This window comes from Streptomyces sp. NPDC111520, assembly GCF_055635295.1.
Genome location: NZ_JBVKBW010000014.1, coordinates 172,016 through 190,332 on the forward strand (window position 1 = coordinate 172,016; position 18,317 = coordinate 190,332).

Genomic DNA, 18,317 nt, shown 5'->3' on the forward strand with positions numbered 1-18,317 from the left:
ACCGTTCACGCGGTGGGCCGGGGCCCTCGCCGTCGTTCCGGGGACGGGTCGGGACGGGTCCTCACACCGGGGTGCGCAGTCGCGGCCGCCAGATCCAGGGCGTCGCGTCCGTACCGAAGCCCACGACGGCCGGCCGGTCCCCGGGGCCGGTGTGCAGCGCCGGGAACCCGTACCCGGGGGCGCCCGGGCGGGCCGCGGCGGCCGGGTGCGCGAGGCCGGCGACGTGGGCGGTGCCGTCGCCGGCGCGGCCGGCGAGCAGCCCGTGGGCCAGGGCGAGGGGGCCGTAGCCGTCGAAGTGCCGGGTACGGTCCGACCCGAGCGCCGCGCGGACGAGGCCGAGCCGGTGGACGAGGAGTTCGTCGCTCGCGGGCGGCCGGTACGCCAGCGACAGGGAGCCGTCGGGCTCCGCCGCGGCGGCCGGGGGATCGGCGGGGACCGGCAGTGCGGTCAGCGCCCGGCAGGCGAGCGGCCGGCCCGGCGCGTCCTGGGACCAGTGGTGGACGGCGGTGCGTCCGGCGGCGAACACATGCACCCGCCCCTCGTGGTCCACGACCGCGCTCAGCCCGTCCTGCACCTCGCCGCCGCCCAGGTCCCGCCAGCCGGACCAGCCGCCTTCCGGGTCTCGCACGCGGGTGCTCAGGCCCTTGGCGGCGTTGCGCACGAACAGGTGCACCCGGCCGTCCGGCGCAGCCACCGCGACGGGCACGCCGATCCTGCGGCCCCGGTCCGGGTCGTCCTCGGGGCAGCCGAGCCCCTGCCAGTCGCGGCCCTCCTCCAGCACCACCACGTCGCGGGTGTCGGCCGCCCGGTCGCTCTCCAGCGAGGCGAAGCGCAGCGCGAACAGCAGCGGCCCGCCGCCCACCGGGTCGGTGACGACGCTCAGCGCGGGGGCGAGCGGTCCGCCGCCCAGGTCCCGCGGCGGGCCCCAGCGCCCGCTGCCGGGGGCGGTCTCCCGCCAGCGCACCGCCCGCGTGCCGAGCACGCCGTGGGCGACCAGCCGCCCCCGCGCGTCGGTGCCCGGCACGAGGCGGGTGCCGGGGTGCCGGTAGTGGGTGCTGCGCACCCAGCCCTTGCGGTTGGTCAACGGCCTGCCCAGGCCGACCTGGTAGTCGCCGCAGCCGGAGGGGTCGCCGCACGGCCAGTCCGGGGCGCCGCCGTACGGCGCGAGGTAGCCGGCCTTGCGGCGCAGCAGCGCGGGCGGGAGGTTATGGGGCCAGTGGCGGTTGTAGTAGCCGCGGTAGGCCGTCGTCAGGAAGGCGGGCGCGACGCCTTCCTCGCGGGCCACGGTGTCGGCGTACCGGGCGATCGCCTTCCATGTGAACAGCGCGGTCGCGGTGTGGTCCCAGTGGTCGCTGTAGCCGAGTTGCTCGATGTCCCGTCGCCAGGTGGCCCCGTTGGCCTCCAGGTCCGGGTCGGGGTCGAGCGTGTGGACGACGGTGGGCCGGTGGCGGCGCAGCAGGCCGGCGAGCACGTCCACCAGGAGCTCGTGGGTGTAGGTGCCCTTGGTGGCGTTCGGTGAGCCCGCCGAGGTGAAGGTCGGCAGCGTCATGCCGGGCAGTTGCCACAACTGCGGCAGCCCGACCCTGACGGTCGTGCCGTGCATGGCGAGGTTGAGGAAGACCAGCACCGCCTCGCGGCCGCGCACCCGCAGCGTGTCGACCTCGGCGGTGAGGCCGTGGGCGAGCCGTGTGGTGCCGCGCCGCCAGGGCGTGAAGACGTCGGTGCCGAGCATCGCGGCGTAGGCCTGCCGCAGTCCCTGGTGGCGGGCGGCGGAGTAGGCGGCCTTGTCGGGGGCCGGACGGGGTTGCCCCGGTGGGCGGTTGACGCCGTGCGCCTCGCCCGCGGTGACGTAGACCGACACCACGGGGACGCCCGCCTCGACGAGCTGCACGGTGTCCGGATTCATGAAGTACAGCTCGTCGTCGGGGTGCGCCAGCACCTGCAGCAGCCGTGCCCGGGCGGGCACGGCTCGGAACGCCAGGGGCCCGGGCGCCGGACCGGTCGCGGCGGTCCCGGGCCGGGCGCAGCCGCCCACGGCGGCGGCCGCGGTGCCGGCGGCGAGGGCGGCTGCGGCGGAGAGGAGGCGCCGGCGGGTGGCAACGATCTTCACGCCCGGCTAGAGGGCCGTTCCGTCCGCGAGGTTGCCGGACGCCCCTGCGGCGTGCGCCACTCGGGCGACGCGCGTACGTCACCGGGGCGACACCTGACCCGGCGGCGTGACGGCGTGTCCGCGTGACGGCGTGTCCGCGTGGCGGCGGACCGCCGCGCCCGCTCGCCCGATTGGCGCGCTGCGCGAGCAGGGCCTGAGCACTCGGTGTTACGACTTGTGACGTTCGGTGCACACCCGTACGAGTTCCCGAGGAGCCCCGCCATGCGCCTGTCCCAGCGCCGGGCAGTGGTCGTCGCCGCCGTCCTGACGGCCGTCCTGCCCGCCCTCGGCGGGGCCGCCGCGGCGCCGGAGCCGCCCGGGGCCCCGCTGCGGATGGCGGCGCACGGCGGCATCACCGGGCAGTACCTGGTGATGCTGCGGCCGGGCACCGACCCGGGCTCGGTGCTGCGCAGCGTCGAGGCGCGGGCGATGTTCACGTTCACCAGCGCGCTGGTGGGCTTCGCCGCCCGGCTGACCGACGGGCAGGTCTCCCGGCTGCGCGCGGTGCCGGGGGTGGAGACCGTGGAGCAGGACGCCGAGGTCGCGGCGCCGAAGCCGGACACGCAGACGGCCGCGGCCGCCGCCGAGGTGTCCTGGGGCCTGGCCCGGATCGGCAGCCGGGCCCGCGACGGCGCCGCCTTCGGCGTGCGGGCGACGGGCGCCGAGGTCACCTCGTACGTGATCGACACGGGCATCGACTTCGGGCACGCGGAGTTCGGCGGGCGGGCGGTGCCGGGGTTCGACGCGGTGGGGGACGGCGGGAACGGCGCCGACTGCAACGGGCACGGCACGCACGTCGCGGGGACGGTCGGCGGCGCCACCACCGGGGTCGCCCGGGCGACGAAGCTGGTCTCGGTGCGGGTGCTGGGCTGCGACGGGCGCGGTTCGGTGGCCACGGTGGTCGCCGGGATGAACTGGGTGGCCGAGCACGCGGTGAAGCCGGCGGTCGCCAACCTGTCGACCGGCGGCGCGCGCAGCGAGACGGCCGACCGCGCGGTGGAGGGCCTGGCCGCCGCGGGCGTCTTCCCGGTCGTCGCCGCGGGCAACTCCGACGAGGACGCCTGCGAGGTCTCCCCGGCGGGGGCGCCCGGCGCGTTCACCGTCGCGGCGACCGACGAGACCGACCACAAGGCGTCGTTCAGCAACTGGGGCGGCTGCGTGGACATCAGTGCCCCCGGCACGGGGATCACCTCCGCGGCCATGGGGGGCGGCCTGGTCCGCATGAGCGGTACCTCGATGGCCGCACCGCACGTGACCGGGGTGGCGGCGCTCTACAAGGACACCTTCGGGGACGCCTCCACGCCCTCCCTCGCCGCCTGGCTGCTGGCCAACGCCACCCCTGGCGTCCCGGTCGACGCCCCGGCGGGCACCCCGCGGCTGCTGGTCTACACATCCGGACTGTGACCCGGGTTTGGAGGAACGGGGGCGGGGGGTAAGGTACTGCGCCCCGATTGGCGTCCGACGCGTCCGGTATGGCAGACTAGCCGGGTTGCTCGGTCGAGCGCCGATGCTGCGCGCCTCCCGTCGGGAGGACCGGAAGCGAGTCCCACAGTACTCGTCGTCCCTCGCGGGACGGACGTACGGGAATCTTCCGGGAAGCGTCAGCGGGGTGCTCGCCAGGTGCTCGGTGGGTGTCTTCTCCCACGTATCCCCTCCCTGAGGGTCTCCGCCATGCGGAGATTTAAGGGAAGGGAAGCGACACGCCCGACCGCGTGGGTCGGAGAAGACGGTCGAACCACCGAGTTCCAGAGCGTTCACTAGCAGACAGGACTACGAAGTAGCCATGGCGGGACAGAAGATCCGCATCCGGCTCAAGGCCTACGACCACGAGGTCATCGACTCCTCGGCGAAGAAGATCGTCGAGACGGTGACGCGTACTGGTGCGCAGGTCGCGGGCCCGGTGCCGCTGCCCACTGAGAAGAACGTGTACTGCGTCATCAAGTCGCCGCACAAGTACAAGGACTCGCGCGAGCACTTCGAGATGCGCACGCACAAGCGCCTGATCGACATCCTCGACCCGACGCCCAAGACCGTTGACTCGTTGATGCGCCTGGACCTTCCGGCCGGCGTCGACATCGAGATCAAGCTCTGAGAGGCGCGGAACAGATGGCTAAGCAGATCAAGGGCATCCTGGGCGAGAAGCTCGGCATGACCCAGGTCTGGGACGAGAACAACCGTGTCGTCCCGGTGACCGTGGTCAAGGCCGGCCCGAACGTCGTGACCCAGGTCCGCACGAACGACGTCGACGGTTACGAGTCGGTCCAGATCGCCTTCGGCGAGATCGACCCGCGCAAGGTGAACAAGCCCCTCAAGGGTCACTTCGCCAAGGCCGACGTGACCCCCCGTCGCCACCTGGTGGAGCTCCGCACCGCGGACGCCGCCGAGTACACCCTGGGCCAGGAGATCACCGCCGAGGTGTTCGAGGCCGGCGTGAAGGTGGACGTCACCGGCAAGAGCAAGGGCAAGGGCTTCGCCGGTGTCATGAAGCGTCACAACTTCAAGGGCCTCGGCGCCGGACACGGCACCCAGCGCAAGCACCGCTCTCCCGGCTCCATCGGTGGCTGCGCCACCCCGGGCCGTGTGTTCAAGGGTCTGCGCATGGCGGGCCGCATGGGCAACGAGCGGGTGACCACCCAGAACCTGACCGTTCACGCCGTTGACGCGGAGAAGGGCCTGCTGCTCATCAAGGGCGCGGTTCCCGGTCCGAACGGCGGCCTCGTCCTGGTCCGCACCGCGGCCAAGGGGGCCTGAGGATATGAGCACCATTGACATTCTGTCGCCCGCCGGCGACAAGGCCGGGACCGTAGAGCTCCCCGCCGAGATCTTCGACGCCAAGGTCAGCATCCCGCTGATCCACCAGGTCGTCGTGGCGCAGCTGGCCGCTGCCCGTCAGGGCACGCACAAGGTCAAGACGCGTGGCGAGGTCCGCGGTGGCGGCAAGAAGCCGTACCGCCAGAAGGGCACCGGCCGCGCCCGTCAGGGTTCGACCCGCGCCCCGCAGTTCGCCGGTGGTGGCGTCGTGCACGGTCCCGTGCCGCGTGACTACTCGCAGCGGACCCCGAAGAAGATGAAGGCCGCCGCCCTGCGCGGTGCCCTCACCGACCGGGCTCGTCACAACCGCATCCACGTAGTGACCGGCGTCGTCGAGGGCGAGGCCCCGTCGACCAAGTCCGCCAAGACGCTGCTGGGCAAGATCAGCGACCGCAAGAACGTGCTGCTCGTCGCCGACCGCGCCGAAGAGGTCGCGTGGCTCTCCGCCCGCAACCTGCCCCAGGTCCACATCCTGGAGGCCGGCCAGCTGAACACGTACGACGTGCTCGTCTCCGACGACGTGGTCTTCACCAAGGCCGCCTTCGACCGCTTCACCGGTAACGGCGCCGCCGAGACCGAAGGGAGCGACGCCTGATGGCCGAGCAGACCGCGATCACCAGCAAGACCTTCACGGACCACCGCGACATCCTGGTCAAGCCGGTGGTCTCCGAGAAGAGCTACGCGCTGCTGGACGAGAACAAGTACACGTTCGTCGTCGACCCGCGTGCCAACAAGACCCAGATCAAGCAGGCCGTCGAGGCGGTCTTCTCGGTCAAGGTCACCGGGGTCAACACGATCAACCGTCAGGGTAAGCGCAAGCGCACCAAGACCGGTTTCGGCAAGCGCAAGGACACCAAGCGCGCCATCGTGACCCTCGCTGAGGGCGACCGCATCGACATCTTCGGCGGCCCGGTCTCCTAACGGGGACCGGAACGTGTCGAAGTCCGGAATATTCCGAGGACTGAGAAATGGGTATCCGCAAGTACAAGCCGACGACCCCGGGCCGTCGTGGCTCCAGCGTCGCCGACTTCGTCGAGATCACGCGGTCCACGCCGGAGAAGTCGCTGGTCCGCCCCCTGCACAGCAAGGGCGGCCGTAACAACGCCGGTCGTGTGACCGTTCGCCACCAGGGTGGTGGCCACAAGCGCGCCTACCGCGTGATCGACTTCCGTCGTCACGACAAGGACGGCGTGCCGGCCAAGGTCGCGCACATCGAGTACGACCCCAACCGCACCGCGCGCATCGCGCTGCTCCACTACGCGGACGGCGAGAAGCGCTACATCCTGGCCCCGGCCAAGCTGAGCCAGGGTGACCGGATCGAGAACGGCCCTGGCGCCGACATCAAGCCGGGCAACAACCTGCCGCTGCGCTACATCCCGGTGGGTACGACCGTCCACGCCATCGAGCTGCGTCCCGGCGGCGGCGCGAAGATCTCCCGTTCCGCGGGTTCTTCCGTGCAGCTGCTGGCGAAGGAGGGCTCCATGGCCACCCTTCGCATGCCTTCCGGTGAAGTCCGGCTGGTCGACGCGCGCTGCCGCGCCACCATCGGCGAGGTCGGCAACGCCGAGCAGTCGAACATCAACTGGGGCAAGGCCGGCCGTATGCGCTGGAAGGGCGTCCGCCCGACCGTCCGCGGTGTGGCCATGAACCCCGTCGACCACCCGCACGGTGGTGGTGAGGGCAAGACCTCCGGTGGTCGCCACCCGGTCAGCCCGTGGGGCCAGAAGGAAGGTCGTACTCGCTCGCCGAAGAAGGCCAGCAGCAAGTACATCGTCCGCCGCCGCAAGACGAACAAGAAGCGCTAGGAGCGGGTTTAGATGCCGCGCAGTCTCAAGAAGGGGCCCTTCGTCGACGACCACCTGATCAAGAAGGTGGACGTTCAGAACGAGGCCGGTACCCACAACGTCATCAAGACCTGGTCCCGCCGCTCGATGATCATCCCGGCGATGCTGGGCCACACGATCGCGGTGCACGACGGCCGTAAGCACGTCCCGGTGTTTGTCACCGAGTCGATGGTCGGCCACAAGCTCGGCGAGTTCGCGCCGACCCGCACCTTCCGCGGCCACGAGAAGGACGACCGCAAGTCGCGTCGTCGCTGACCTGCGGAGCGGAACAGTGACGACGAAGACAGACACCGAAGGGACAACCATGGAAGCCAGGGCCCAGGCGCGGTACATCCGCGTCACGCCCATGAAGGCCCGCCGCGTGGTGGACCTCATCCGTGGCATGAGTGCCACGGAGGCTCAGGCGGTCCTGCGTTTCGCCCCGCAGGCCGCGAGCGTGCCGGTGGGCAAGGTGCTCGACAGCGCCATTGCCAACGCCGCGCACAACTACGACCACACCGACGCCCAGTCGCTGTACATCAGCGAGGCGTTCGTGGACGAGGGCCCGACCCTCAAGCGGTTCCGTCCGCGTGCGCAGGGCCGTGCCTACCGGATCCGCAAGCGGACCAGCCACATCACCGTGGTCGTCAGCAGCAAGGAAGGGACCCGGTAATGGGCCAGAAGGTTAACCCGTACGGGTTCCGGCTCGGCATCACCACGGACTTCAAGTCCCGCTGGTACGCCGACAAGCTGTACAAGGACTACGTCAAGGAAGACGTCGCCATCCGCCGGATGATGACGCAGGGCATGGAGCGGGCCGGCATCTCGAAGGTTGAGATCGAGCGCACCCGTGACCGCGTCCGCGTCGACATCCACACCGCCCGGCCGGGCATCGTCATCGGCCGTCGCGGCGCGGAGGCCGACCGCATCCGCGGCGACCTGGAGAAGCTGACCGGCAAGCAGGTCCAGCTGAACATCCTCGAGGTCAAGAACCCGGAGACGGACGCTCAGCTGGTGGCCCAGGCCGTCGCCGAGCAGCTGTCCTCCCGCGTCTCCTTCCGTCGTGCCATGCGCAAGAGCATGCAGAGCACGATGAAGGCCGGCGCCAAGGGCATCAAGATCCAGTGCGGTGGCCGCCTCGGCGGCGCCGAGATGTCCCGCTCGGAGTTCTACCGCGAGGGTCGCGTCCCGCTGCACACCCTGCGCGCCAACGTCGACTACGGCTTCTTCGAGGCCCGTACGACCTTCGGCCGCATCGGCGTGAAGGTGTGGATCTACAAGGGCAATGTCAAGAACATCGCCGAGGTCCGCGCCGACAACGCCGCCGCCCGTGCCGGCAACCGCCCGGCCCGTGGTGGTGGCAACGACCGTCCGCAGCGCCGCGGTGGCGAGCGCGGCGGCCGTGGCCGTCGTCCCCAGGGTGACGCCCAGGCCCCCAAGGCCGAGGCGACCACCGCTGAGGCTCCGGCTGCGGAGACCACCGGAACGGAGGCCTGACCCCCATGCTGATCCCCCGTCGGGTCAAGCACCGTAAGCAGCACCACCCGAAGCGTGATGGCATGGCCAAGGGTGGCACCGAGCTGGCGTTCGGTGAGTACGGCATCCAGGCCGTCACCCCCGCGTACGTGACGAACCGGCAGATCGAGTCCGCTCGTATCGCCATCACCCGTCACATCCGCCGTGGCGGCAAGGTCTGGATCAACATCTACCCGGACCGTCCGCTCACGAAGAAGCCGGCCGAAACCCGCATGGGTTCCGGTAAGGGTTCCCCGGAGTGGTGGATCGCGAACGTCAAGCCCGGTCGGGTGATGTTCGAGCTGTCCTTCCCGAACGAGAAGGTTGCGCGTGAGGCGCTCACCCGAGCCGCCCACAAGCTTCCGATGAAGTGCCGGATCGTCCGGCGCGAGGCAGGTGAGCTGTAATGGCGGCCGGTACCAAGGCGACCGAGCTGCGCCAGCTGGGCGACGAGGAACTCGTCGGCAAGCTGCGTGAGGCCAAGGAGGAGCTGTTCAACCTCCGCTTCCAGGCGGCCACCGGACAGCTCGAGAACAACTCCCGGCTGAAGGTTGTCCGCAAGGACATCGCCCGGATCTACACCCTCATGCGTGAGCGTGAGCTCGGCATCGAGACGGTGGAGAGCGCCTGATGAGCGAGAAGAATGTGACTGAGAGCAGCGAGCAGCGCGGTGACCGCAAGACCCGTGAGGGCCTCGTGGTCAGCGACAAGATGGACAAGACCGTTGTGGTCGCCGTCGAGGACCGTGTGAAGCACGCCCTGTACGGCAAGGTCATTCGCCGTACCAACAAGCTCAAGGCGCACGACGAGCAGAACGCCGCGGGCGTCGGCGACCGTGTCCTCCTCATGGAGACCCGGCCGCTGTCCGCGAGCAAGCGCTGGCGCGTCGTCGAGATCCTCGAGAAGGCCAAGTAACACCGCCCGGCCGGCCGGCACGTAATTCCTGCGGGGGGTTCCCCGCAGGACGGTTCCGCCAGGCTCTCCGGGCCCGCCCCGGAGGGAACCGGCAGACGATCAGGAGATAGACGTGATCCAGCAGGAGTCGCGACTGCGTGTCGCCGACAACACGGGTGCGAAGGAGATCCTTTGCATCCGTGTGCTCGGTGGCTCCGGTCGCCGCTACGCGGGAATCGGTGACGTCATCGTCGCCACCGTCAAGGACGCGATCCCCGGTGGCAACGTGAAGAAGGGCGACGTCGTCAAGGCGGTCGTCGTGCGCACCGTCAAGGAGCGCCGCCGTCCCGACGGTTCGTACATCCGCTTCGACGAGAACGCGGCCGTCATCCTCAAGAACGACGGTGACCCCCGCGGCACCCGCATCTTCGGCCCCGTGGGCCGGGAGCTGCGCGAGAAGAAGTTCATGAAGATCGTCTCGCTCGCGCCGGAGGTGCTGTAACCGATGAAGATCAAGAAGGGCGACCTGGTCCAGGTCATCACCGGTAAGGACAAGGGCAAGCAGGGCAAGGTCATCGCGGCCTACCCCACTGAGGACCGTGTCCTGGTCGAGGGTGTCAACCGGGTCAAGAAGCACACCAAGGCCGGCCAGACCGCTCGCGGTTCGAAGACCGGCGGCATCATCACGACCGAGGCGCCCGTCCACGTCTCCAACGTCCAGCTGGTCGTTGAGAAGGACGGCAACAAGGTCGTGACTCGCGTCGGCTACCGCTTCGACGACGAGGGCAACAAGATCCGCGTTGCCAAGCGGACGGGTGAGGACATCTGATGACTGCCACCACTTCGCCTCGTCTGAAGGCGCGCTACCGCGAGGAGATCGCGGGCAAGATGCGTGACGAGTTCCAGTACGAGAACGTCATGCAGATCCCCGGCCTCACCAAGATCGTGGTCAACATGGGTGTGGGCGACGCCGCCCGCGACTCCAAGCTGATCGAGGGCGCGATCCGCGACCTCACCACGATCACCGGCCAGAAGCCGGCCGTCACCAAGGCCCGGAAGTCCATCGCGCAGTTCAAGCTGCGTGAGGGTCAGCCGATCGGCGCCCACGTCACCCTCCGCGGTGACCGCATGTGGGAGTTCCTGGACCGTCTGCTGTCGCTCGCGCTCCCGCGCATCCGCGACTTCCGCGGTCTGTCGCCGAAGCAGTTCGACGGCCGTGGCAACTACACCTTCGGTCTCACGGAGCAGGTCATGTTCCACGAGATCGACCAGGACAAGATCGACCGCACCCGGGGTATGGACATCACCGTGGTGACCACGGCGACCAACGACGCTGAGGGCCGCGCGCTCCTCCGTCACCTCGGCTTCCCGTTCAAGGAGGCGTGAGCCGTGGCGAAGAAGGCTCTTATCGCGAAGGCCGCCCGCAAGCCCAAGTTCGGCGTGCGTGGCTACACGCGCTGCCAGCGCTGTGGCCGTCCGCACTCCGTGTACCGCAAGTTCGGCCTGTGCCGCGTGTGCCTTCGTGAGATGGCGCACCGCGGTGAGCTGCCGGGCGTGACCAAGAGCTCCTGGTAACCACCAGGGCTCTCGGTAAGCAGATGAGTGGCGGGAGCCCGGCCCTGCATACCGTAAGGTAGAAGGGTTGGGCGCCCGCCGCCCATGACCGTCTTACTACGCCGTAGGTCCCCGCGCCGCACCCGTCCCCAGTCTCATGGGGGAGAGGGATGGCGCATATAGGAAACCCCGGCGAGAGAGGCCTAAGGCCATCACATGACCATGACTGACCCGATCGCAGACATGCTGACGCGTCTGCGGAACGCGAACTCCGCGTACCACGACGAGGTCACCATGCCGTTCAGCAAGATCAAGTCGCACATCGCGGAGATCCTCCAGCAGGAGGGCTACATCCAGGGCTGGAAGGTCGAGGACGCCGAGGTCGGCAAGAACCTCACCATCGACCTCAAGTTCGGTCCGAACCGCGAGCGCTCGATCGCCGGCATCAAGCGCATCAGCAAGCCCGGTCTGCGGGTCTATGCAAAGTCCACCAACCTGCCGAAGGTGCTCGGCGGCCTGGGCGTGGCGATCATCTCCACCTCCCACGGGCTGCTCACCGACAAGCAGGCAAACAAGAAGGGCGTGGGTGGGGAAGTCCTCGCCTACGTCTGGTAGTCGGGAAACGGAGGTATAGCCATGTCGCGTATTGGACGGCTGCCCATCCCGGTTCCCGCCGGCGTGGACGTCACCATCGATGGCCGGACGGTCTCGGTGAAGGGCCCCAAGGGTTCCCTGACCCACACCGTTGCCGCGCCGATCGACATCGTCAAGAGCGAGGACGGCACCCTTCAGGTGTCGCGTCCGAACGACGAGCGTCAGAACAAGGCCCTGCACGGCCTGTCCCGCACGCTGGTGGCGAACATGATCACCGGCGTGACCGTGGGCTACGTGAAGAAGCTCGAGATCAGCGGTGTCGGCTACCGCGTCCAGGCGAAGGGCTCCAACCTGGAGTTCGCCCTGGGCTACAGCCACCCGATCGTCGTCGAGGCCCCCGAGGGCATCGCCTTCAAGGTCGAGAACCCCACCAGGTTCTCGGTCGAGGGCATCGACAAGCAGAAGGTCGGCGAGGTCGCCGCGAACATCCGCAAGCTGCGGAAGCCCGACCCGTACAAGGCCAAGGGCGTCAAGTACGAGGGCGAAGTCATCCGCCGCAAGGTCGGAAAGGCTGGTAAGTAAGCCATGGCATACGGCGTGAAGATCGCCAAGGGCGACGCTTACAAGGGCGCTGCCAAGAAGCGTCGCCACATCCGCGTCCGCAAGCGGATCTCGGGCACCGAGGTGCGTCCGCGCCTGGTCGTGACCCGTTCCAACCGGGGCATCACGGCGCAGGTCATCGACGACCTGAAGGGCCACACCCTGGCCTCGGCCTCGCACCTGGACACCTCGATCCGTGGTGTCGAGGGTGACAAGACCGAGCAGGCGAAGAAGGTCGGCCAGCTGGTCGCCGAGCGGGCCAAGGCGGCCGGCGTCGGGACCGTCGTGTTCGACCGCGGTGGCAACCGGTACGCCGGTCGCATCGCTGCCCTTGCCGACGCCGCCCGCGAAGCCGGGCTCGGTTTCTGAGCCGGTTCCGTAGCTAGCGGAAACAGAGAGAGGTAATCCAATGGCTGGACCCCAGCGCCGCGGTGGCGGTGCCGGTGGCGGCGAGCGGCGGGACCGGAAGGGCCGTGACGGCGGCGCAGCTGCCGCCGAGAAGACCGCGTACGTTGAGCGCGTCGTCGCGATCAACCGCGTCGCCAAGGTTGTGAAGGGTGGTCGTCGCTTCAGCTTCACCGCGCTGGTCGTGGTGGGCGACGGTGACGGCACCGTGGGTGTCGGTTACGGCAAGGCCAAGGAGGTGCCGGCCGCCATCGCCAAGGGCGTTGAGGAGGCCAAGAAGCACTTCTTCAAGGTCCCCCGCATCCAGGGCACCATCCCCCACCCGATCCAGGGCGAGAAGGCCGCGGGCGTCGTCCTGCTCAAGCCTGCTTCCCCCGGTACGGGTGTCATCGCCGGTGGTCCGGTGCGCGCCGTCCTGGAGTGCGCCGGTATCCACGACGTGCTGTCGAAGTCGCTCGGCTCCGACAACGCGATCAACATCGTGCACGCCACGGTGGAGGCTCTGAAGGGCCTGCAGCGCCCCGAGGAGATCGCCGCCCGTCGTGGCCTGCCGCTCGAGGACGTGGCCCCGGCTGCTCTGCTCCGGGCGCGTGCTGGGGTGGGTGCGTAATGGCTCGCCTCAAGGTCACGCAGGTCAAGTCCTACATCGGCAGCAAGCAGAACCACCGTGACACCCTGCGTTCGCTCGGCCTGAAGCGGCTGAACGACGTCGTGGTCAAGGAGGACCGCCCGGAGATCCGCGGCATGGTCCACACCGTCCGCCACCTCGTCACGGTCGAGGAGGTCGACTGACATGGGAGAGCAGTCTCCGCTGAAGGTCCACAACCTCCGTCCCGCCCCGGGCGCCAAGACCGCCAAGACCCGCGTCGGTCGTGGTGAGGCCTCCAAGGGCAAGACGGCCGGTCGTGGTACCAAGGGCACGAAGGCCCGCTACCAGGTTCCGGAGCGCTTCGAGGGTGGGCAGATGCCCCTCCACATGCGCCTCCCGAAGCTGAAGGGCTTCAAGAACCCGTTCCGCACCGAGTTCCAGGTCGTGAACCTGGACAAGCTGGCCGCGCTCTACCCCGAGGGTGGCGAGGTCACGGTGGCCGACCTGGTCGCCAAGGGTGCCGTGCGGAAGAACCAGCTCGTCAAGGTGCTGGGCACCGGCGAGGTCTCCGTGGCGCTGCAGGTGACCGTCGACGCGGTCTCCGGCTCCGCCAAGGAGAAGATCACCGCCGCGGGCGGCTCGGTCACCGAGCTCGTCTGAGTGTGATGCCACATCCAGCCGGGGATGTTCCGCACTTTCGTGCGGGGCATCCCCGGTTGGTCATTCCGGGGACGGATGCTCGCCGGTAAGGTGGGCCGGGCTAGTCTTGCGGAGCCTGTGTGCTGACGCGGGTAAGGCAACCCCGATCGTTTTGCAGTTCCACCATTCGTAGCTTTCAACACCGTCACCTCCCGCCCAAGAAGCGGGGGGCGCAGGAGGCACCGTGCTCACCGCGTTCGCCCGGGCGTTCAGGACGCCCGACCTGCGCAAGAAGCTGCTGTTCACGCTGGCCATCATGGTGCTGTTCCGGCTGGGAGCCCACATCCCGATCCCGGGTGTCGACTACCAGGTGGTCAACTCCTGCATCAAGGCGGTCGGAGGGAACCAGGGCCTCTTCGGCCTGGTGAACCTCTTCAGCGGCGGCGCTCTTCTGCAGCTCACGATCTTCGCGCTCGGCATCATGCCGTACATCACCGCGAGCATCATCCTGCAGCTGCTCACCGTGGTCATCCCGCGCCTGGAAGCCCTCAAGAAGGAGGGCCAGGCCGGCCAGACGAAGATCACGCAGTACACGCGCTACCTGACCGTGGCGCTCGCGATCCTGCAGGGCACCGGCCTGGTGGCCACCGCCCGCTCCGGCAGCCTCTTCCAGCAGTGCCCCGACCGCTTCAACATCGTCCCCGACCAGTCGATCTTCACCACGGTCACGATGGTCATCACGATGACCGCGGGCACCGCCCTGATCATGTGGCTGGGTGAGCTGATCACCGACCGCGGCATCGGCAACGGCATGTCGATCCTGATGTTCCTGTCGATCGCGGCCGGCTTCCCGGGCGCCCTCTGGGCGATCAAGAAGTCCGGGAACATCGCGGACGGCTGGGTCGAGTTCGGCGCCGTCATCATGGTGGGTCTGGCGATGGTCGCCCTGGTCGTCTTCGTCGAGCAGGCGCAGCGCCGCATCCCCGTGCAGTACGCGAAGCGCATGATCGGTCGTCGTTCGTACGGAGGAACCTCCACCTACATCCCGCTGAAGGTGAACCAGGCGGGTGTGATTCCCGTCATCTTCGCGTCATCGCTCCTGTACATCCCGTCACTGGTGGTCCAGTTCAGTGGATCCACCTCGACCTGGGCAAACTGGGTCAGGGACAACCTGGTCAAGGGCGACCACCCGATCTACATCACCGCGTACTTCCTGCTGATTGTCTTCTTTGCCTTCTTCTACGTGGCCATCTCGTTCAACCCCGAAGAAGTCGCGGACAACATGAAGAAGTATGGTGGGTTCATCCCGGGCATCCGGGCTGGTCGTCCCACCGCGGAGTACCTCAGCTACGTGCTCAACCGCATCACGTGGCCGGGCGCGATGTACCTGGGTCTGATCGCCCTGGTGCCCACTGTGGCGCTGGTGCTGTTCAACGCGAACCAGAACTTCCCGTTCGGCGGGACGAGCATCCTGATCATCGTGGGTGTCGGCCTGGAGACCGTGAAGCAGATCGAGAGCCAGCTTCAGCAGCGTAACTACGAAGGGTTCCTCCGCTGATGCGCATCGTCCTCGTCGGGCCTCCCGGGGCCGGCAAGGGTACGCAGGCCGCGTACCTTGCCAGGAACTTGTCGATCCCGCACATCTCCACGGGCGACCTCTTCCGGGCGAACATCAGCCAGGGCACCGAGCTGGGCCGCAAGGCCCAGGAGTACATGGACGCCGGACGGCTGGTCCCCGACGAGATCACCATCGGCATGGCCAAGGACCGCATGCTGCAGCCGGACGCCGGGAACGGCTTCCTGCTCGACGGCTTCCCGCGGAACGTGGGCCAGGCCCAGGCACTCGACAAGATCCTCGCCGAGAACGGGATAGCGCTGGACGCCGTCCTGGACCTGGAGGTCCCCGAGGAGGAGGTCGTCAAGCGGATCGCCGGTCGCCGGCTGTGCCGCAAGGACGGCGGCCACGTGTTCCACGTGGTCTACAACACTCCGGCCGTCGAGGGCGTGTGCGACCAGTGCGGTGGTGAGCTGTACCAGCGTTCGGACGACACCGAGGAGAAGGTGCGGGTCCGGCTGGAGGAGTACCACAGCAAGACCGAGCCGATCATCGACTACTACAAGCAGCAGGGCCTGGTGCGCACCATCTCGGCCCTGGGCAAGGTCACCGAGGTGACCAAGCGGGCGATGGACGCGCTGCAGGACAAGAAGGACTCGGGCGACAGCGCCGCCTGAGCACATGCGTGACCGTTGCGGCCGCGGTGTCCCCCAGGACCCCGCGGCCGTACCGTTGAGGTATCCCGTGGGACGAAGGAAGGCCAGGACCGATGGTGGAGATCAAGACCCCCGAGCAGATCGCGAAGATGCGCGCGGCGGGCCTGGTCGTCGCGGCGATCCACGAGGCCACCCGTGAGGCGGCCGTACCCGGGGCCACCACCAAGGACCTGGACGACGTGGCCCGCAAGGTCCTCGCCGACCACGGGGCCAAGCCGAACTTCCTCGGCTACGGCGGCTTCCCCGCCACCATCTGCACCTCGGTGAACGACGTGGTCGTCCACGGCATCCCGGACACCGCGACCGTCCTGAAGGACGGCGACGTCATCTCGATCGACTGCGGTGCCATCGTCGACGGCTGGCACGGCGACGCGGCGTACACCGCCTTCGTCGGCAGCGGTCACGCCCCGGAGCTCGTGGAGCTGAGCCGGGTGACCGAGGAGTCCATGTGGGCCGGCATCGCCGCCTTCCGCAAGGGCGACCGGCTGGTCGACATCTCCCGTGCCATCGAGACGTACATCCGGCGGCAGCCGAAGCCCGGCGGCGGCAAGTACGGGATCATCGAGGAGTACGGCGGCCACGGCATCGGTTCGCAGATGCACATGGACCCCCACCTGCTGAACTACGTCTCGCGCAAGCGCGGCAAGGGCCCGCGCCTGGTGCCGGGCATGTGCCTGGCCATCGAGCCGATGGTCAGCCTGGGCACCCCGCTCACCCATGTCCTCGAGGACGAGTGGACGGTCAAGACCGACGACGGCACCTGGTCCTCCCACTGGGAGCACTCCGTCGCGCTGACCGAGGAGGGCCCGCTGGTCCTGACCGCCCGCGACGGCGGCAAGGCCAAGCTGGCGGAGTACGGGATCACGGCCGCGCCGGACCCGCTCGCCTGAGCGCCCCCTCCGTACCGCTTAACGATCTTCGTTCGGGGGCATACACCCCGGATTCGTCTTTCAGGAACGGCTGGCGTAGACTGTCACGTCGGCTCGCGAATGCCTTCAGGCATGCCAAAAGCCGACCAAGGTAGCCGATCCCGAAAGCAGGACATGGCCAAGAAGCAAGGCGCCATCGAGATCGAGGGCACCGTGATCGAGTCTCTGCCGAACGCTATGTTCAAGGTGGAGCTGCAGAACGGTCACAAGGTCCTCGCGCACATCAGTGGCAAGATGCGGATGCACTACATCCGCATCCTTCCCGATGACCGAGTCGTTGTGGAGTTGTCTCCCTACGACCTCACGCGCGGACGGATCGTCTACCGCTACAAGTAGATCTCACGACCCGGAGAACCTGAATTCCATGAAGGTCAAGCCGAGCGTCAAGAAGATCTGCGACAAGTGCAAGGTGATCCGCCGCCACGGCCGGGTCATGGTCATCTGCGACAACCTGCGCCACAAGCAGCGCCAGGGCTGACGCACGCCGACCTGCACCTCGCAGTTCTTCGCGCGACGCGAGCAACACATGTACATACGCAGCACCCGTCCGGCCGGAGAGCCTCCGGCTGACGGCACCTCCGGCGGGGGCCGGAGACCTGATCCGTACCTCGTACGGCGGTCAGGAACGGTGCTGCGGAAGACCCCCGGACACCACAGGAGCCATTGAATGGCACGCGTTTCAGGTGTCGACATCCCGCGCGAAAAGCGTGTGGAGGTCGCCCTCACCTACGTCTTCGGCATCGGCCGCACCCTGGCCCAGGAGACCCTCGCCGCCACCGGCGTGAACCCGAACACCCGGGTCCGCGACCTGGACGAAGAGGACCTGGTCAAGATCCGCGAGTACGTGGACGCCAACATCAAGACCGAGGGTGACCTCCGTCGCGAGATCCAGGCGGACATCCGTCGCAAGGTCGAGATCGGCTGCTACCAGGGCCTGCGCCACCGTCGCGGCCTGCCGGTCCACGGCCAGCGGACCCACACCAACGCCCGCACCCGCAAGGGCCCGCGTCGCGCCATCGCCGGCAAGAAGAAGCCGGGCAAGAAGTAGTCCTCAGCGGACGCTCGTCAGCGGTCTTCGCTGTAGGACCGACCACCTCCCGTAGGAGTTAGTAGATGCCCCCCAAGGGTCGTCAGGGCGCTGCCAAGAAGGTGCGCCGCAAGGAAAAGAAGAACGTCGCTCACGGCCACGCGCACATCAAGAGCACGTTCAACAACACCATCGTCTCGATCACGGACCCGTCCGGCAACGTGATCTCCTGGGCCTCCGCCGGCCACGTCGGCTTCAAGGGCTCGCGCAAGTCGACCCCGTTCGCCGCGCAGATGGCCGCCGAGTCGGCCGCGCGTCGCGCGCAGGAGCACGGCATGCGCAAGGTCGATGTGTTCGTCAAGGGCCCCGGCTCCGGCCGTGAGACCGCGATCCGCTCCCTCCAGGCCACCGGCCTCGAGGTCGGCTCGATCCAGGACGTCACTCCGACCCCGCACAACGGATGCCGCCCGCCGAAGCGCCGGCGCGTCTGATCAGCAATCCGCTGAGCAGGTAGGAG

The 18,317-nt window shown here is 68.6% G+C and carries 30 protein-coding genes; 29 read left to right on the forward strand and 1 reads right to left on the reverse strand.

Annotated elements, in window-relative coordinates:
• Positions 1–61 precede the first annotated feature (61 nt).
• Positions 62–2,110 (reverse strand): PIG-L family deacetylase, encoded by a 2,049-nt coding sequence (locus ACZ7MY_RS30130; protein WP_499606444.1) that lies wholly within the window; start codon positions 2,108–2,110, stop codon positions 62–64.
• A 261-nt stretch (positions 2,111–2,371) separates the two neighbouring features.
• Between ACZ7MY_RS30130 and ACZ7MY_RS30135 the strand changes: the two genes are divergently transcribed.
• The 29 genes from ACZ7MY_RS30135 to rpsK all read left to right on the forward strand — a co-directional run bounded on the left by ACZ7MY_RS30135 (position 2,372) and on the right by rpsK (position 18,291).
• Positions 2,372–3,553, forward strand: a complete 1,182-nt coding sequence (locus ACZ7MY_RS30135; RefSeq protein ID WP_499606445.1) for a S8 family peptidase — start codon at positions 2,372–2,374, stop codon at positions 3,551–3,553.
• Between the two features lie 379 nt (positions 3,554–3,932).
• The gene (gene rpsJ / locus ACZ7MY_RS30140) at positions 3,933–4,241 is read left to right on the forward strand and encodes a 30S ribosomal protein S10 (RefSeq protein ID WP_014144312.1); all 309 of its coding nucleotides are present in this window, start codon (positions 3,933–3,935) and stop codon (positions 4,239–4,241) included.
• A 14-nt stretch (positions 4,242–4,255) separates the two neighbouring features.
• On the forward strand, positions 4,256–4,900 hold the full coding sequence (rplC, locus tag ACZ7MY_RS30145; RefSeq protein WP_018558869.1) for a 50S ribosomal protein L3: 645 nt from the start codon (positions 4,256–4,258) through the stop codon (positions 4,898–4,900).
• A gap of 4 nt (positions 4,901–4,904) precedes the next feature.
• The gene (gene rplD, locus ACZ7MY_RS30150; RefSeq protein WP_499606446.1) at positions 4,905–5,555 is read left to right on the forward strand and encodes a 50S ribosomal protein L4; all 651 of its coding nucleotides are present in this window, start codon (positions 4,905–4,907) and stop codon (positions 5,553–5,555) included.
• Positions 5,555–5,881, forward strand: coding sequence for a 50S ribosomal protein L23 (gene rplW / locus ACZ7MY_RS30155; protein ID WP_018558871.1), 327 nt, complete (start codon positions 5,555–5,557; stop codon positions 5,879–5,881). The genes rplD and rplW overlap by 1 nt, the downstream gene beginning before the upstream one ends.
• A 47-nt stretch (positions 5,882–5,928) precedes the next feature.
• Positions 5,929–6,765: a 50S ribosomal protein L2 gene (gene rplB, locus ACZ7MY_RS30160; protein ID WP_018558872.1), complete on the forward strand. Its 837-nt coding sequence runs from the start codon at positions 5,929–5,931 to the stop codon at positions 6,763–6,765.
• A 12-nt stretch (positions 6,766–6,777) separates the two neighbouring features.
• The gene (rpsS, locus tag ACZ7MY_RS30165) at positions 6,778–7,059 is read left to right on the forward strand and encodes a 30S ribosomal protein S19 (RefSeq protein WP_018558873.1); all 282 of its coding nucleotides are present in this window, start codon (positions 6,778–6,780) and stop codon (positions 7,057–7,059) included.
• Between the two features lie 49 nt (positions 7,060–7,108).
• Complete coding sequence (rplV, locus tag ACZ7MY_RS30170) at positions 7,109–7,456, forward strand: 50S ribosomal protein L22 (RefSeq protein WP_018558874.1); 348 nt, start codon at positions 7,109–7,111, stop codon at positions 7,454–7,456.
• Positions 7,456–8,280: a 30S ribosomal protein S3 gene (gene rpsC / locus ACZ7MY_RS30175; RefSeq protein WP_089226444.1), complete on the forward strand. Its 825-nt coding sequence runs from the start codon at positions 7,456–7,458 to the stop codon at positions 8,278–8,280. Before rplV ends, rpsC begins: the two co-directional genes overlap by 1 nt.
• Before the next feature lie 5 nt (positions 8,281–8,285).
• Complete coding sequence (gene rplP / locus ACZ7MY_RS30180) at positions 8,286–8,705, forward strand: 50S ribosomal protein L16 (protein WP_499513426.1); 420 nt, start codon at positions 8,286–8,288, stop codon at positions 8,703–8,705.
• Positions 8,705–8,929, forward strand: coding sequence for a 50S ribosomal protein L29 (gene rpmC / locus ACZ7MY_RS30185; protein WP_018558877.1), 225 nt, complete (start codon positions 8,705–8,707; stop codon positions 8,927–8,929). The genes rplP and rpmC overlap by 1 nt, the downstream gene beginning before the upstream one ends.
• On the forward strand, positions 8,929–9,213 hold the full coding sequence (gene rpsQ, locus ACZ7MY_RS30190; RefSeq protein ID WP_018558878.1) for a 30S ribosomal protein S17: 285 nt from the start codon (positions 8,929–8,931) through the stop codon (positions 9,211–9,213). The genes rpmC and rpsQ overlap by 1 nt, the downstream gene beginning before the upstream one ends.
• A gap of 112 nt (positions 9,214–9,325) precedes the next feature.
• The gene (gene rplN / locus ACZ7MY_RS30195) at positions 9,326–9,694 is read left to right on the forward strand and encodes a 50S ribosomal protein L14 (protein WP_004946682.1); all 369 of its coding nucleotides are present in this window, start codon (positions 9,326–9,328) and stop codon (positions 9,692–9,694) included.
• Positions 9,695–9,697: 3 nt separating this feature from the next.
• Positions 9,698–10,021: a 50S ribosomal protein L24 gene (gene rplX, locus ACZ7MY_RS30200; RefSeq protein ID WP_018558879.1), complete on the forward strand. Its 324-nt coding sequence runs from the start codon at positions 9,698–9,700 to the stop codon at positions 10,019–10,021.
• Positions 10,021–10,578, forward strand: a complete 558-nt coding sequence (rplE, locus tag ACZ7MY_RS30205) for a 50S ribosomal protein L5 (RefSeq protein WP_018558880.1) — start codon at positions 10,021–10,023, stop codon at positions 10,576–10,578. Before rplX ends, rplE begins: the two co-directional genes overlap by 1 nt.
• A gap of 3 nt (positions 10,579–10,581) precedes the next feature.
• Positions 10,582–10,767, forward strand: coding sequence for a type Z 30S ribosomal protein S14 (locus tag ACZ7MY_RS30210; RefSeq protein WP_003948630.1), 186 nt, complete (start codon positions 10,582–10,584; stop codon positions 10,765–10,767).
• Between the two features lie 195 nt (positions 10,768–10,962).
• Entirely contained in the window at positions 10,963–11,361 is a 399-nt protein-coding gene (rpsH, locus tag ACZ7MY_RS30215; RefSeq protein ID WP_018558881.1) for a 30S ribosomal protein S8, read from the forward strand.
• A 21-nt stretch (positions 11,362–11,382) separates the two neighbouring features.
• A complete protein-coding gene (gene rplF, locus ACZ7MY_RS30220; RefSeq protein WP_499606447.1) occupies positions 11,383–11,922 on the forward strand; it encodes a 50S ribosomal protein L6 in 540 nt (179 codons plus the stop codon).
• A gap of 3 nt (positions 11,923–11,925) precedes the next feature.
• Complete coding sequence (gene rplR / locus ACZ7MY_RS30225; RefSeq protein ID WP_499606448.1) at positions 11,926–12,309, forward strand: 50S ribosomal protein L18; 384 nt, start codon at positions 11,926–11,928, stop codon at positions 12,307–12,309.
• Positions 12,310–12,349: 40 nt separating this feature from the next.
• Positions 12,350–12,955 (forward strand): 30S ribosomal protein S5, encoded by a 606-nt coding sequence (gene rpsE / locus ACZ7MY_RS30230; RefSeq protein WP_003998815.1) that lies wholly within the window; start codon positions 12,350–12,352, stop codon positions 12,953–12,955.
• Positions 12,955–13,137, forward strand: coding sequence for a 50S ribosomal protein L30 (gene rpmD, locus ACZ7MY_RS30235; RefSeq protein ID WP_018558884.1), 183 nt, complete (start codon positions 12,955–12,957; stop codon positions 13,135–13,137). Before rpsE ends, rpmD begins: the two co-directional genes overlap by 1 nt.
• 1 nt (position 13,138) lies before the next feature.
• Positions 13,139–13,594, forward strand: a complete 456-nt coding sequence (gene rplO, locus ACZ7MY_RS30240) for a 50S ribosomal protein L15 (RefSeq protein WP_431960949.1) — start codon at positions 13,139–13,141, stop codon at positions 13,592–13,594.
• A 223-nt stretch (positions 13,595–13,817) separates the two neighbouring features.
• Complete coding sequence (gene secY, locus ACZ7MY_RS30245) at positions 13,818–15,131, forward strand: preprotein translocase subunit SecY (RefSeq protein WP_499606449.1); 1,314 nt, start codon at positions 13,818–13,820, stop codon at positions 15,129–15,131.
• The gene (locus ACZ7MY_RS30250) at positions 15,131–15,805 is read left to right on the forward strand and encodes an adenylate kinase (protein WP_499606450.1); all 675 of its coding nucleotides are present in this window, start codon (positions 15,131–15,133) and stop codon (positions 15,803–15,805) included. The genes secY and ACZ7MY_RS30250 overlap by 1 nt, the downstream gene beginning before the upstream one ends.
• Before the next feature lie 92 nt (positions 15,806–15,897).
• Positions 15,898–16,734, forward strand: coding sequence for a type I methionyl aminopeptidase (gene map / locus ACZ7MY_RS30255; protein WP_018558888.1), 837 nt, complete (start codon positions 15,898–15,900; stop codon positions 16,732–16,734).
• A gap of 153 nt (positions 16,735–16,887) precedes the next feature.
• Positions 16,888–17,109: a translation initiation factor IF-1 gene (infA, locus tag ACZ7MY_RS30260; protein ID WP_003956442.1), complete on the forward strand. Its 222-nt coding sequence runs from the start codon at positions 16,888–16,890 to the stop codon at positions 17,107–17,109.
• A 28-nt stretch (positions 17,110–17,137) separates the two neighbouring features.
• Positions 17,138–17,251, forward strand: coding sequence for a 50S ribosomal protein L36 (gene rpmJ / locus ACZ7MY_RS30265; protein ID WP_003956441.1), 114 nt, complete (start codon positions 17,138–17,140; stop codon positions 17,249–17,251).
• A gap of 189 nt (positions 17,252–17,440) precedes the next feature.
• The gene (gene rpsM / locus ACZ7MY_RS30270; RefSeq protein WP_089226450.1) at positions 17,441–17,821 is read left to right on the forward strand and encodes a 30S ribosomal protein S13; all 381 of its coding nucleotides are present in this window, start codon (positions 17,441–17,443) and stop codon (positions 17,819–17,821) included.
• A 65-nt stretch (positions 17,822–17,886) separates the two neighbouring features.
• On the forward strand, positions 17,887–18,291 hold the full coding sequence (rpsK, locus tag ACZ7MY_RS30275) for a 30S ribosomal protein S11 (RefSeq protein ID WP_003956432.1): 405 nt from the start codon (positions 17,887–17,889) through the stop codon (positions 18,289–18,291).
• Positions 18,292–18,317 lie beyond the last annotated feature (26 nt).

Excerpts from the sequence above, each read along its gene's own strand:
- ACZ7MY_RS30135 (WP_499606445.1), top strand. The coding sequence starts at position 2,372 with ATGCGCCTGTCCCAGCGCCGGGCAGTGGTCGTCGCCGCCGTCCTGACG.
- rpsJ (WP_014144312.1), top strand. The coding sequence starts at position 3,933 with ATGGCGGGACAGAAGATCCGCATCCGGCTCAAGGCCTACGACCACGAG.
- rplC (WP_018558869.1), top strand. The coding sequence starts at position 4,256 with ATGGCTAAGCAGATCAAGGGCATCCTGGGCGAGAAGCTCGGCATGACC.
- rplD (WP_499606446.1), top strand. The coding sequence starts at position 4,905 with ATGAGCACCATTGACATTCTGTCGCCCGCCGGCGACAAGGCCGGGACC.
- rplW (WP_018558871.1), top strand. The coding sequence starts at position 5,555 with ATGGCCGAGCAGACCGCGATCACCAGCAAGACCTTCACGGACCACCGC.
- rplB (WP_018558872.1), top strand. The coding sequence starts at position 5,929 with ATGGGTATCCGCAAGTACAAGCCGACGACCCCGGGCCGTCGTGGCTCC.
- rpsS (WP_018558873.1), top strand. The coding sequence starts at position 6,778 with ATGCCGCGCAGTCTCAAGAAGGGGCCCTTCGTCGACGACCACCTGATC.
- rplV (WP_018558874.1), top strand. The coding sequence starts at position 7,109 with ATGGAAGCCAGGGCCCAGGCGCGGTACATCCGCGTCACGCCCATGAAG.
- rpsC (WP_089226444.1), top strand. The coding sequence starts at position 7,456 with ATGGGCCAGAAGGTTAACCCGTACGGGTTCCGGCTCGGCATCACCACG.
- rplP (WP_499513426.1), top strand. The coding sequence starts at position 8,286 with ATGCTGATCCCCCGTCGGGTCAAGCACCGTAAGCAGCACCACCCGAAG.
- rpmC (WP_018558877.1), top strand. The coding sequence starts at position 8,705 with ATGGCGGCCGGTACCAAGGCGACCGAGCTGCGCCAGCTGGGCGACGAG.
- rpsQ (WP_018558878.1), top strand. The coding sequence starts at position 8,929 with ATGAGCGAGAAGAATGTGACTGAGAGCAGCGAGCAGCGCGGTGACCGC.
- rplX (WP_018558879.1), top strand. The coding sequence starts at position 9,698 with ATGAAGATCAAGAAGGGCGACCTGGTCCAGGTCATCACCGGTAAGGAC.
- rplE (WP_018558880.1), top strand. The coding sequence starts at position 10,021 with ATGACTGCCACCACTTCGCCTCGTCTGAAGGCGCGCTACCGCGAGGAG.
- rpsH (WP_018558881.1), top strand. The coding sequence starts at position 10,963 with ATGACCATGACTGACCCGATCGCAGACATGCTGACGCGTCTGCGGAAC.
- rplF (WP_499606447.1), top strand. The coding sequence starts at position 11,383 with ATGTCGCGTATTGGACGGCTGCCCATCCCGGTTCCCGCCGGCGTGGAC.
- rplR (WP_499606448.1), top strand. The coding sequence starts at position 11,926 with ATGGCATACGGCGTGAAGATCGCCAAGGGCGACGCTTACAAGGGCGCT.
- rpsE (WP_003998815.1), top strand. The coding sequence starts at position 12,350 with ATGGCTGGACCCCAGCGCCGCGGTGGCGGTGCCGGTGGCGGCGAGCGG.
- rpmD (WP_018558884.1), top strand. The coding sequence starts at position 12,955 with ATGGCTCGCCTCAAGGTCACGCAGGTCAAGTCCTACATCGGCAGCAAG.
- rplO (WP_431960949.1), top strand. The coding sequence starts at position 13,139 with ATGGGAGAGCAGTCTCCGCTGAAGGTCCACAACCTCCGTCCCGCCCCG.
- ACZ7MY_RS30250 (WP_499606450.1), top strand. The coding sequence starts at position 15,131 with ATGCGCATCGTCCTCGTCGGGCCTCCCGGGGCCGGCAAGGGTACGCAG.
- map (WP_018558888.1), top strand. The coding sequence starts at position 15,898 with ATGGTGGAGATCAAGACCCCCGAGCAGATCGCGAAGATGCGCGCGGCG.
- infA (WP_003956442.1), top strand. The coding sequence starts at position 16,888 with ATGGCCAAGAAGCAAGGCGCCATCGAGATCGAGGGCACCGTGATCGAG.
- rpmJ (WP_003956441.1), top strand. The coding sequence starts at position 17,138 with ATGAAGGTCAAGCCGAGCGTCAAGAAGATCTGCGACAAGTGCAAGGTG.
- rpsM (WP_089226450.1), top strand. The coding sequence starts at position 17,441 with ATGGCACGCGTTTCAGGTGTCGACATCCCGCGCGAAAAGCGTGTGGAG.
- rpsK (WP_003956432.1), top strand. The coding sequence starts at position 17,887 with ATGCCCCCCAAGGGTCGTCAGGGCGCTGCCAAGAAGGTGCGCCGCAAG.